The sequence below is a fragment of the Parasphingorhabdus sp. genome, from assembly GCF_036964565.1.
Lineage (GTDB): Bacteria > Pseudomonadota > Alphaproteobacteria > Sphingomonadales > Sphingomonadaceae > Parasphingorhabdus.
The window spans coordinates 256022-268136 of record NZ_JBALTN010000004.1; the positions used below are offsets into that span (position 1 = coordinate 256022).

Annotated in this window: 4 protein-coding genes; 3 read left to right on the forward strand and 1 reads right to left on the reverse strand. The window is 60.9% G+C overall.

The window, feature by feature from the left end:
- Nucleotides 1-77 precede the first annotated feature (77 nt).
- The 3 genes from V7650_RS07280 (at nucleotide 78) to rpoC (ending at nucleotide 11189) form a co-directional block, all read left to right on the forward strand.
- Nucleotides 78-2057, forward strand: coding sequence for a sulfatase-like hydrolase/transferase (locus tag V7650_RS07280; protein WP_335655589.1), 1980 nt, complete (start codon nucleotides 78-80; stop codon nucleotides 2055-2057).
- A gap of 279 nt (nucleotides 2058-2336) precedes the next feature.
- Nucleotides 2337-6731, forward strand: coding sequence for a DNA-directed RNA polymerase subunit beta (gene rpoB / locus V7650_RS07285; protein WP_335655590.1), 4395 nt, complete (start codon nucleotides 2337-2339; stop codon nucleotides 6729-6731).
- 63 nt (nucleotides 6732-6794) lie between these two features.
- Nucleotides 6795-11189: a DNA-directed RNA polymerase subunit beta' gene (gene rpoC, locus V7650_RS07290; RefSeq protein ID WP_335655591.1), complete on the forward strand. Its 4395-nt coding sequence runs from the start codon at nucleotides 6795-6797 to the stop codon at nucleotides 11187-11189.
- Nucleotides 11190-11314: 125 nt separating this feature from the next.
- Here rpoC and wrbA read toward each other — a convergent pair whose 3' ends face one another.
- Nucleotides 11315-11914, reverse strand: a complete 600-nt coding sequence (gene wrbA, locus V7650_RS07295; RefSeq protein WP_335655592.1) for an NAD(P)H:quinone oxidoreductase — start codon at nucleotides 11912-11914, stop codon at nucleotides 11315-11317.
- Between the last annotated feature and the right edge of the window lie 201 nt (nucleotides 11915-12115).

Here is a 12115-nt window from a genome sequence, read left to right on the forward strand (position 1 = left end):
CCATGCTTAACCAGCCTTTTACCGGTTGCTGCTAGCGTTGGTCGGCCAACCACCAGCGGGAATCAATGCAGAGCCGGATGAGACATTTCTTCACCCAGAGCGAGGGCCAGCGCAAGCTGTTTGCAGCCAGTCTTGCGGCGCTGACGCTCCTCCTCGCCGGTCTGGAACTGGCGCTCGCCGACCGCAAATATGGCCTGTTCACCGGCGGCTTCGGCCAGTCGCAGGCGGTCGATACGCTTGCGGAACGGCTTGTCTTCGGGGTCGGCTATTTGTGCGCCCTGGCAATGCTGGTCATGACCATGTGGTGGATCATCGTCCGGATCTGCAGAAGCAACCGTTCCTGGCCGCCGCTGTTCTTTCTGGTGACGATCGTCGGGGGCGGCTATCTGCTGCTGCTCGCCCTCACCTTCAAGCTCGGCCAATATTTCAGCGACACGATGAGCTTCGCGCTGATGGCCAATCTGGGCGGCGGCAGCCTCGCCGATGCGATGCTGTTCGTTTCCAACGAAATCTTCGTCGGCGTTACCGCGCTGCTCATCGGGCTGCTCGGCTATGTCCTGGCGTTCCGCTGGCTGTCCCGGAAATATCCGGTCGACACCGCCGGCATGAAATGGCCGGCCCGCGGCCGCTCCGTGATCGCCCTGTTTCTCGCCAGCCTGCTGCTTGCTTTTGCCGTGCCGATGGTTTCGACTGACGTGCGGAACGGTCTCAACCGCACGCTGGCCTGGGGGCTGTTCGCCGAGGCCGCCAATGCGGTCACCGATTTTGACCGGGACGGCTATGGCTGGATCTCCAGCATGCCGGACCGCCATCCGTTCGACAGCGCCCGCTATCCGCTGGCGCTCGATATCCCGGGCAACGGCATCGACGAAGACGGCTATGGCGGCGACCTCGAGCTGCTGCCCGTGCCGCCACAGCCACCGCTCACCCCGCTGATCGGCACGCGCCCCAATCTCGTCCTGATCGTCATCGAAAGCGCCCGCCATGACGCGATCGGCAAGCGCATCAACGGCCAGCCGGTCGCGCCCAATCTCGAAGCCATTGCCCGGTCCGGCAGCTTCATTGCCCCGGTCTTCAGCCACGTCGGTTTCACCACCGCGTCGCTCAAATCCATATTCGGCGGCGCCCTGCAGCCGGCCGCCGGTTCGCCTTCGCTGTTCCGCGAGCTCAAGGCCAGCGGCTATGACATCGCCGTGTTTTCCGGCCAGCCGGAGGATTTCGGCGATATTTCAGAAACCGTCGGCATGCGCGAAAATGCCGATTTCTTCATCGACGGCGAGAAGCTGAAGCATCTGCGGGCCTTCGGCAACGGCGCGCAGGGTTCAATCCTGGTCGACGAGAAGCATCTGCTCCAGGCCTTTGACGAGAAATATGCCGGGCCGGACCAATGGCGGCGGCCGCAATTTCTCTATTTCAACTTCCAGTCCCCCCATTTCCCCTATTTCCACGAAGGCCTGCCGCTGCGGCTGACCGACCAGCCCCTGCCCCGCGCCGAGATCAGCCCCGGCAAGCGCGATGCCCTGCAACGCACCTACTGGAACGCGGTCCGCTATTCGGATCAGCAGCTCGGCGAGCTGGTCTCAAGGCTGAAGCGGGACGGCGTCTGGGACAACAGCCTGGTCGTGATCACCGGCGATCATGGCGAGGACCTGTTCGAGGACGGCCTGCTCGGCCACGGCCACAATATCAATATCCGGCAGAACGGCACTTTCCTCGTCACCAATCGCCCCGGCGTCAGCGCCGAGGGTCCGATCGGATTGAACGACTATCGCGCCATCATGCTTGCCCTGCTCCAGGGCAGGAAGGCCCATGTCGCCGCCAAGCCGGTGCTGATGACGATCGGCGGCCTTGATCATCCGACGCAGATCGGCATGGCCGAGGCGGGATCGCGGATCACCAGCCTTCGGCTTGATACCGGTGAAGCCTGCCTGGTCGAGCAGAAGCAGTGCGCCAATGCGCGGAGCCTGTCTGGAACCTTCGGGGATCGCGTCGACCGGCTGATCCGGACCTGGGGCTCGGCACGGTGGCAGAACCGCGAAGGGGCACGGCGCGACTGACCACGCGCCGCCGTTACCACGCCATTTGCCTGCACATTGTTCGACTCTGCCCCCTTGACCCAAATAGGCCGACGGCCTATATCGCCCACTCACCACAGATTTCGAGACAGGGCGTGCAGTCGCGCGGCGCGCCAGAAGAAATGAAATCTGCCCGGTTTTCAGGACGCTAAAAAGCTGCAGTTTCCCGCTTCGGGGGACTTGCGGCTTTTGTTGTCTTGAAGCGCCTCCACATATTGATTTTCCGCCGGTTTTCCGGCGATGGCGAGAAGGCAAAACTTTATGGCTACCCAAGCAGCTTCGGTCAAGACGACGGCTCCGACCCCCACCCGCAAGAAACGCATCCGCAAGATCTTCGGGAATATCCACGAAGTCATCGAGATGCCGAATCTCATCGAAGTGCAGCGCGAATCATATGAACAGTTTTTGCGCTCGGACGCCTCGATCGGCTATGTGTCGGGCCTCGAAAAGACGCTGCGCAGCGTTTTCCCGATCCGCGACTTTGCCGGTACCGCCGAAATGGACTTCGTCAACTACCAGCTCGAAGATCCTAAGTATAATGTCGAGGAATGCCGCCAGCGGGGCATCACCTATGCCGCGCCGATGAAGGTGACCCTCCGCCTGATCGTGTTCGAGGTCGATCCCGAAACCGAAGCCCGCTCCGTTCTCGATATCAAGGAGCAGGATGTCTACATGGGCGACATGCCCCTGATGACCAAGAACGGCACGTTCGTCATCAACGGCACCGAGCGCGTGATCGTCAGCCAGATGCACCGTTCGCCCGGCGTGCTGTTTGACCATGACCGCGGCAAGACCCACAGCTCCGGCAAATTCCTGTTCGCCGCCCGCGTCATTCCGTACCGCGGCAGCTGGCTCGACTTCGAATTCGACGCCAAGGACATCGTCAACGTCCGTATCGACCGCAAGCGCAAGCTGCCGGTGACCGCATTGCTGCGTTCGCTCGGCGACGCCATCCTCGAGGTCAAGGAAAAGAAGCCTGACTTCAAGGTCGGCGAAATGGTCCGCGTGGCCGGCATGAAGCAGCCCGCCGAAATTCTCGAAATCGACGGCAATCTGATCACCATCCGCGAACCGATGGGTGCGATCGACGTCCAGGGCAAGATCGAGGACGAAGGCCGCACCAAGAGCGCCCAGCTCGTCAAGATCGTCAAGCAGGGCTATTCGGAAGAAGATATCCTCAACCTCTTCTACGCGCGCATTGTCTACAAGCGCGCCAAGGACGGCTGGACGATCCCGTTCGTTGCCGAGCAATGGCGCGGAATCAAGCCAACCTTTGATATTGTCGACGCCCAGAGCGGCGAAGTCGTTTTCGAAGCCGCGACCAAGATCACGCCGCGCGCCGCGAAAAAGGCCGAATCCGACGGCATGAAGAACATCGTCATTCCGACCGAGGAAATTTTCGGTCGCTACAGCGCCTTCGACCTGATCAACGAGAAGACCGGCGAAATCTACATCGAGGCCGGTGACGAAGTCACCGCCGAAAATCTCGAGAAGATCGACAATGCCGGCATCGATTCGCTCGAACTGCTGGACATCGACCATGTCACCACCGGTCCCTGGATCCGCAACACGCTGAAAGCCGACAAGGCCGAAGACCGTGATGGCGCGCTGTCCGACATCTACCGCGTCATGCGTCCCGGCGAACCGCCAACCCGCGAAACCGCGGAAGCCCTGTTCGAAGGCCTGTTCTTCGATCCGGAGCGCTATGACCTGAGCGCCGTTGGCCGCGTGAAGCTGAACATGCGTCTCGAACTCGATGCACCGGCAGACTATACCATCCTGCGCAAGGAAGACATTCTCGCGGTGGTCAAGACCCTCGTCGATCTCAAGGACGGCAAGGGCGAAGTCGACGACATCGACAACCTCGGCAACCGCCGCGTCCGTTCCGTCGGCGAACTGCTGGAAAACCAGTATCGCGTCGGTCTGTTGCGCATGGAGCGTGCCGTCAAGGAACGCATGAGCAGCGTCGATGTCTCCACCGTGATGCCGAACGACCTGATCAACGCAAAGCCTGCAGTCGCGACCGTCCGCGAATTCTTCGGCTCCTCGCAGCTGTCGCAGTTCATGGACCAGACCAACCCGCTGTCGGAAGTCACCCACAAGCGCCGCGTGTCGGCGCTTGGACCCGGTGGTCTGACGCGCGAACGCGCCGGCTTTGAAGTCCGCGATGTTCACCCGACCCATTATGGCCGGATCTGCCCGATTGAAACGCCGGAAGGCCCGAACATCGGTCTGATCAACTCGCTCGCCTCGTTCAGCCGCATCAACCAGTATGGCTTCATCGAAACGCCATACCGGAAGGTCGTCGACAACAAGGTCACCGACGACGTCCTCTACCTCTCCGCAATGGAAGAGCAGAAGCATACCGTGGCGCAGGCCAATGCCGAGCTCAACGAAGATGGCAGCTTTGTCGAGGAAATCGTTTCCTCGCGTCAGGCTGGCGAATTCCTGATGGCGCCGCGCGATATCATCACCCTGATGGACGTCAGCCCCAAGCAGCTGGTTTCGGTTGCCGCGTCGCTGATTCCGTTCCTGGAAAACGATGACGCCAACCGCGCGCTCATGGGATCGAACATGCAACGTCAGGCCGTGCCGCTGGTGAAAGCCGAAGCACCGTTTGTCGGCACCGGCATGGAAGAAACCGTGGCCCGCGACTCCGGCGCTGCCATTGCCGCGCGCCGCGCCGGTATCGTCGATCAGGTGGACGCCACCCGTATCGTGATCCGCGCCTCGGGTGCGGTCGAAGCCGGCAAATCCGGCGTCGACATCTACACGCTGCAGAAATTCCAGCGTTCGAACCAGAACACCTGCATCAACCAGCGTCCGCTGGTGAAGGTTGGTGAGATGATCCAGCAGGGCGACACGATTGCCGATGGTCCGTCGACCGACATGGGTGAACTGGCACTGGGCAAGAACAGCCTCGTCGCCTTCATGCCCTGGAACGGTTACAATTATGAGGATTCGATCCTCATCTCCGAGCGGATCGTGAAGGACGACGTCTTCACCTCGATCCATATCGAAGAATTTGAAGTCATGGCCCGCGACACCAAGCTGGGACCGGAAGACATCACCCGCGATATCCCGAACGTCGGCGAGGAAGCCCTGCGCAACCTCGACGAAGCGGGCATCGTTTATATCGGTGCGGAAATCGAGCCGGGCGACATTCTCGTCGGCAAGATCACGCCCAAGGGCGAATCGCCGATGACACCGGAAGAAAAGCTGCTTCGCGCCATCTTCGGCGAGAAGGCTTCCGATGTGCGCGACACCTCGCTGCGTCTGCCGCCCGGCGTCGCCGGCACGGTGGTCGAGGTGCGCGTGTTCAACCGTCACGGCATCGACAAGGACGAGCGTGCCCTGGCCATCGAACGCGAAGAAATCAGCCGCTTTACCAAGGATCGTGACGACGAACGCGCCATCCTCAATCGCGCCACCTTCAACACGCTGAAGGATATGCTGATCGGCCAGACCGCGACATCCGCGCCGAAGCCGATGAAGAAGGGTGCCGAGATCACCGAGGAAAGCCTGTCCGAACTGGAGCAGGTCGACTGGTGGAAGATCGCGGTCAAGGACGATCAGGTTCAGTCCGATTTCGAAGCGACCCGTCAGCAATATGACGAAGCGATCAAGCTGATCAACGAGCGGTTCGAAGACCGTCGCGAGAAGCTGGAACGCGGTGACGAACTCGCACCGGGCGTGCTCAAGATGGTCAAGGTGTTCGTCGCGGTGAAGCGCAAGCTGCAACCGGGCGACAAGATGGCCGGCCGTCACGGCAACAAGGGTGTTATCTCGCGGATTCTGCCGCAGGAAGACATGCCGTTCCTGGAAGACGGTACGCCGGTGGACATCGTGCTCAACCCTCTCGGCGTGCCTTCGCGCATGAACGTCGGGCAGATTTTCGAAACCCATCTGGGCTGGGCCGCACGTGGCCTCGGCCAGCAGGTTACCGAAGCGCTGGAAGAGTGGAAGCTCGCCAACCCGGATCCCGAGGCGGCCTCGCCACCGGATGCGGTCAAGGAACGGCTCAAGGTCATCTACGGCGATCAGTATCACGAGGATATCGACAGCCGTGACACCGCCGACATTGTCGAAATGGTCGGCCATCTGCGGCACGGCGTCCCGATGGGCACGCCGGTGTTCGACGGCGCGCACGAAGGCGACATTTCCGACATGCTGGAACTGGCAGGTCTGGATCGCAGCGGTCAGGTCAATCTCTACGATGGCCGGACCGGCGACAAGTTCGACCGCAAGGTGACCGTGGGCTATATCTACATGCTCAAGCTCCACCATCTGGTCGACGACAAGATCCACGCCCGCTCCATCGGACCGTACAGCCTGGTCACGCAGCAGCCACTGGGCGGCAAGGCCCAGTTCGGCGGACAGCGTTTCGGGGAAATGGAAGTCTGGGCGCTGCAGGCGTACGGCGCTGCCTATACCCTGCAGGAAATGCTGACGGTCAAGTCCGATGACGTGATTGGGCGGACCAAGGTCTACGAGGCGATCGTCAAGGGCGACGACACGTTCGAAGCGGGCGTTCCGGAAAGCTTCAACGTGCTGGTCAAGGAAATGCGGTCGCTGGGCCTCAACATCCAGCTCTCCAGCTTTGGCGACGAGGATGATGACGACTCTGACGACGGGATTGCGATCGCGGCGGAGTGAAGCGCTAGCTTCACGCCACGCAGCATTTCAAATTTGGGGCGAAAGCCCAAGAGGAATTAAGACATGAATCAAGTAACAAATTTTGCAAATCCGATCGCAAAGCCGGAAACCTTCGACCAGATCCAGATCGGCCTGGCGTCGCCGGAGCGGATCCGTAGCTGGTCCTTCGGCGAAATCAAGAAGCCGGAAACCATCAACTACCGGACCTTCAAGCCGGAACGTGACGGCCTGTTCTGCGCGCGCATCTTTGGTCCCGTGAAGGATTATGAATGCCTGTGCGGCAAGTACAAGCGCATGAAATACAAGGGCATCGTCTGCGAAAAATGCGGTGTCGAAGTCACCGTGACCAAGGTTCGCCGCGAGCGCATGGGTCACATCGACCTGGCTGCCCCGGTTGCCCATATCTGGTTCCTGAAATCGCTGCCATCGCGCATCGGCCTGCTGCTCGACATGCAGCTCAAGCAGCTCGAACGCGTGCTCTATTTCGAAAGCTATGTGGTTATCGAGCCCGGCCTGACCGCTCTGGAAAAATTCCAGCTGCTGACCGAAGACGAAATGCTCGCCGCCCAGGATGAATATGGCGAAGACGCCTTTTCCGCCGGCATCGGCGCGGAAGCGGTCAAGATCATGCTGCAGGACCTCGACCTGAAGCAGGAACGCGACGATCTGATGGAAGATCTGCGGACGACCAAGTCGACGCTGAAGCCCAAGAAGATCATCAAGCGCCTGAAAGTCGTCGAAAGCTTCATCGAATCCGGCAACAAGCCGGAATGGATGATCCTCGAGATCATTCCAGTGATCCCGCCCGAGCTGCGCCCTCTGGTGCCGCTGGACGGCGGCCGCTTCGCGACGTCGGATCTCAACGATCTCTATCGCCGCGTGATCAACCGCAACAACCGCCTGAAGCGTCTGATGGAACTGCGCGCGCCGGACATCATCGTCCGCAACGAAAAGCGCATGCTGCAGGAATCGGTCGACGCGCTGTTCGACAATGGTCGTCGCGGCCGGACCATCACCGGTGCCAACAAGCGCCCGCTGAAGTCGCTGTCCGACATGCTCAAGGGCAAGCAGGGCCGCTTCCGCCAGAACCTGCTCGGCAAGCGCGTCGACTATTCCGGCCGTTCGGTGATCGTGACCGGTCCAGAACTGAAACTGCACCAGTGCGGTCTGCCGAAGAAAATGGCGCTCGAGCTGTTCAAGCCGTTCATCTACGCCCGTCTTGATGCCAAGGGTCTTTCGATGACCCTGAAGCAGGCCAAGAAGTGGGTCGAAAAGGAACGCAAGGAAGTCTGGGACATCCTGGAAGAGGTGATCCGCGAGCATCCGGTGATGCTGAACCGCGCGCCGACACTCCACCGTCTCGGCATCCAGGCCTTTGAACCGGTATTGATCGAAGGCAAGGCCATCCAGTTGCACCCGCTGGTCTGCTCCGCCTTCAATGCCGACTTTGACGGCGACCAGATGGCGGTCCACGTGCCGCTCTCGCTGGAAGCTCAGCTTGAAGCCCGCGTGCTGATGATGTCGACCAACAACATCCTCTCGCCCGCCAACGGCAAGCCGATCATCGTGCCGTCCCAGGACATGGTCCTCGGCATCTATTATCTGACAATGGACCGCAAGGGCGAACCCGGCGAAGGCATGCTGCTGGCCGACATGGCCGAAGTGCACCAGGCGCTGGAAATCGGTGCGGTGACCCTGCACTCCAAAATTACCACCCGGGTTCCGCAGACCGACGAGGACGGCAACCCGATCCTCAAGCGTTTCGAAACCACCCCGGGCCGCCTGCTGATCGCCGAATGTCTGCCGAAGTCGCACCTGGTACCGTTCGACATCGTCAACCGGCTGCTGACCAAGAAGGAAGTCGGCGACGTGATCGATCAGGTCTATCGCCACACCGGTCAGAAGGACACGGTCCTGTTCGCCGATGCGATCATGGGCCTTGGCTTCCGCCACGCTTGCCGCGCCGGCATCTCCTTCGGCAAGGATGACATGATCATCCCGGATTCGAAGGACAAGACGGTCGAGGACACCCGGACGCTGGTTGCCGACTATGAGCAGCAATATCAGGATGGCCTGATCACCCAGCAGGAAAAATACAACAAGGTGATCGACGCCTGGTCCCGTTGCGGTGACACGGTTGCCAACGCGATGATGGAAGAGCTGGCCGCCACCCCGCTGGACGAGGATGGCCGCGAGCGCGAGATCAACGCGATCTACATGATGAGTCACTCCGGCGCCCGTGGTTCGCCAGCCCAGATGAAGCAGCTGGGCGGCATGCGCGGCCTGATGGCGAAACCTTCCGGCGAGATCATCGAAACACCGATCATCTCGAACTTTAAGGAAGGCCTGACGGTTCTGGAATATTTCAACTCCACCCACGGCGCCCGCAAGGGTCTCGCGGATACGGCGCTGAAAACCGCAAACTCGGGTTATCTGACCCGTCGTCTGGTCGACGTGTCGCAGGATTGCACGATCGTCGAGGAAGATTGCGGCACCGAGAACGCGCTGGAGATGAAAGCCATCGTCCAGGGCGGTTCGGTCATCGCATCGCTGGGCGAACGTATTCTGGGCCGCACGATGGCCGAGGATATCGTCGACAGCAAGGACGACAGCGTCGTGATCAAGTCGGGCACGCTGCTCGACGAAGCGGCGATCGTCGTGATCGAGGAACTCGGCATCCAGTCCGCGCGCATTCGCTCGCCGCTGGTCTGCGAGTCCAAGATGGGCGTCTGCGGCACCTGCTACGGACGTGACCTTGCCCGCGGTACACCTGTGAACATCGGTGAAGCGGTTGGCGTTATCGCGGCCCAGTCGATCGGTGAGCCAGGCACGCAGCTGACGATGCGGACCTTCCACATCGGCGGCGCCGCGCAGCTCAACGAGCAGTCGAATCTGGAATCGGTGGCAGAAGGTAAAGTCGAATATCGCGACATGCCGGTCATCGAGGACAAGAACGGCCGCTTCCTGTCGCTGGCGCGCAGCGGTATCATCGCCGTGATCGACAATGACGGTCGCGAACGGTCTGCCGACAAGGTGCCTTATGGTACCAGCGTGCTGATCAAGGACGGCGCCAAGGTGAAGCTCGGCGATCGACTGGCCGAATGGGATCCGTTCACCATGCCGATGATCACCGAAAAGCCGGGTGTCATCAAGTTCCAGGACGTCATCGAAGGCAAGACGATGACCGAACAGACCGACGAAGCCACCGGGATCGCACAGCGCGTGATCATGGAATATCGGGCTTCGGGACGCGGTGCCAACAAGGAAGATCTGCGTCCGCGCATGACCTTGCTTGACGAGGACAGCGGCGAAGCCGGCCGTTACATGCTGGCCAATGGTGCGACCCTGTCCGTCGAGGACGGTGCCAAGGTTGCCGCCGGTGACGTGCTCGCTCGTGTTTCGCGCGAAGCGGCGAAGACGCGCGACATTACGGGTGGTCTGCCTCGCGTCGCCGAACTGTTCGAAGCGCGTATTCCGAAGGACAATTCGATCATCGCGAAAATCGATGGCCGGATTGAATTCGTCCGCGACTACAAGGCGAAGCGCAAGATCGCGATCGTGCCGGAAGAAGGCGAACCGGTCGAATATCTGGTGCCGAAGACCAAGGTCATCGACGTCCAGGAAGGCGATTTCGTCAAGAAGGGCGACAACCTGGTCTCCGGTTCTCCCGATCCGCACGACATTCTGGAAGTTCTGGGGGTTGAGGCGCTGGCCGAATATCTCGTCTCGGAAATTCAGGAAGTCTATCGTCTGCAGGGCGTGAAGATCAACGACAAGCATATCGAGACGATCGTTCGTCAGATGTTGCAGAAGGTTGAAATCACCAATGGCGGCGATACCACCCTGCTGCCGGGCGAACAGGTCGATCTCGAAGAGATGATGGAATATAACGCGAAGCTGACCAAGAAGCAGGAACCTGCTGCCGGCAAGCCGGTTCTCCTCGGCATCACCAAGGCGAGCCTGCAGACCCGCAGCTTCATCTCTGCCGCTTCTTTCCAGGAAACCACCCGGGTGCTTACCCAGGCGGCGGTAGAGGGCAAGAAGGATCAGCTGATCGGTCTCAAGGAAAACGTCATCGTTGGTCGTCTGATCCCGGCCGGTACCGGCGCGGGCATGAACCGGGCACGGATCGCTGCCACGAGCCGCGACGCTGCGCTCCGGGCGCAGCAGCAGAAAATGCTGGATGCGATGCAGGCGGCGGCTGATCTGAAGGCGGAAGAAGTGGCTTCGGCTGCTGCTCCCGTCGCTGCCGAACCGACGGCGGAGGATGTCTTCCGGGATGCACCGGTGGAAGAATCCCTGATCGCTGCCGACAGCGCCGAAGAACAGCATGAAGCGGAACTCGCACAGGGTGACGAAGCGGCTACCGGCGATTCGCACATGGCCAAGACCATGGGAGACGGCATCAAGGAAAGCGAAACCGAAGCGGCCCAGGCCGACGAGGACGAAGAAGAGTAAATCTTCTCCCGGCCTGACCGGTTTCAAAAAAAAGCCCCGCCGGACATGCTCCGGCGGGGCTTTTTTAATAAGTGGCTCACCAACTGCCGTCCGGCAGAATATGCCGGGCTATGTCGGCCGGCCGGTCAGGCGCATTGCTTGGCCGCCGTCCGCGCCACCTTCGCGCCAAGATATTTGGCGCCGTTCAGATCAATCTCGTGGGGCGTGCGGCTGCCATCGCCACCAGCGACCGTGGAAGCTCCATAGGGCGAACCGCCGATGATCGCATCGGTGCTCATCTGGCCATCGAATCCGTAATCCAGACCGACGATGATCATGCCATGGTGCAGCAGGTTGCTGAGAATCGAGAATTGTGTCGTCTCCTGCCCGCCGTGCTGGGTCGCGGTGGAGGTAAAGGATGCACCGACCTTGCCGATCAGCGTTCCCTTGCCCCACAGGCCGCCAGTGCGGTCCCAGAAGGATGCCATCTGGCTGGACAGCCGGCCATAACGGGTCGGGGCGCCGACAATGATCGCGTCATAGTCGGACAGATCGTCCGGCTCGACCACCGGGTGATCCTCATTGACCGAAAAGCCCGCAGACTCGACAATCTCCTTCGGCGCTGTTTCGGGAACACGGCCAATGGTGACGTCGCCGCCAGCATCGCGCGCGCCTTCGGCGATTGCCTCGGCCAGCGCGCCGACATGTCCGTAAGAGGAATAATAGAGTATCAGTATCTTCGCCATTTCTAGCTCCTTGCATGGGGGACGCGAGCGCGCGCAGCGCGGCTGCAGTTCCGTCCGGGGGAAAAATTTCATTCATCCGCGACGGGCAATCGCCCGCCGCCGGAAGAGGCCATCCGACGGACAGCCTCTTCTGTACCAACGATCCGAACGGGAAAAAGGTTCAGTGCAGGTGGCAGACAAGCGGTCCGACCCGTCGACGCC